We start from the raw sequence: 1,029 nt of genomic DNA, 5'->3' as shown, positions 1-1,029 counted from the left end.
AATTTATGAGTAAAGGATTATGTCCACGATAAGCACCTGGGTCGATTCCTGGGAGGCGGCCATGAGGGTAGGGAAGCGCCGTCCCGTCAAGTCAGCGTAATGCTCTGCCAGTGTTACAACCAATTAACCAATTCTGATTAGAAAAACTCATCGAGCATCAAATGAAACTGCAATTTATTCATATCAGGATTATCAATACCATATTTTTGAAAAAGCCGTTTCTGTAATGAAGGAGAAAACTCACCGAGGCAGTTCCATAGGATGGCAAGATCCTGGTATCGGTCTGCGATTCCGACTCGTCCAACATCAATACAACCTATTAATTTCCCCTCGTCAAAAATAAGGTTATCAAGTGAGAAATCACCATGAGTGACGACTGAATCCGGTGAGAATGGCAAAAGCTTATGCATTTCTTTCCAGACTTGTTCAACAGGCCAGCCATTACGCTCGTCATCAAAATCACTCGCATCAACCAAACCGTTATTCATTCGTGATTGCGCCTGAGCGAGACGAAATACGCGATCGCTGTTAAAAGGACAATTACAAACAGGAATCGAATGCAACCGGCGCAGGAACACTGCCAGCGCATCAACAATATTTTCACCTGAATCAGGATATTCTTCTAATACCTGGAATGCTGTTTTCCCGGGGATCGCAGTGGTGAGTAACCATGCATCATCAGGAGTACGGATAAAATGCTTGATGGTCGGAAGAGGCATAAATTCCGTCAGCCAGTTTAGTCTGACCATCTCATCTGTAACATCATTGGCAACGCTACCTTTGCCATGTTTCAGAAACAACTCTGGCGCATCGGGCTTCCCATACAATCGATAGATTGTCGCACCTGATTGCCCGACATTATCGCGAGCCCATTTATACCCATATAAATCAGCATCCATGTTGGAATTTAATCGCGGCCTCGAGCAAGACGTTTCCCGTTGAATATGGCTCATAACACCCCTTGTATTACTGTTTATGTAAGCAGACAGTTTTATTGTTCATGATGATATATTTTTATCGGCACTGTTT

At 43.7% G+C, this 1,029-nt stretch carries 1 protein-coding gene; it reads right to left on the bottom strand.

Going from position 1 to position 1,029, the window contains the following annotated elements:
* Positions 1–137 precede the first annotated feature (137 nt).
* The gene (gene aph(3')-Ia / locus PR675_RS20265) at positions 138–953 is read right to left on the bottom strand and encodes an aminoglycoside O-phosphotransferase APH(3')-Ia (RefSeq protein ID WP_000018329.1); all 816 of its coding nucleotides are present in this window, start codon (positions 951–953) and stop codon (positions 138–140) included.
* Positions 954–1,029: the final 76 nt, after the last annotated feature.

It is taken from the genome of Providencia sp. PROV261, assembly GCF_028477945.1.
GTDB classification, from domain to species: domain Bacteria; phylum Pseudomonadota; class Gammaproteobacteria; order Enterobacterales; family Enterobacteriaceae; genus Providencia; species Providencia stuartii.
The sequence above is the reverse complement of the archived record's forward strand: the minus strand, read 5'-3'. Positions and strand labels throughout refer to the sequence as shown.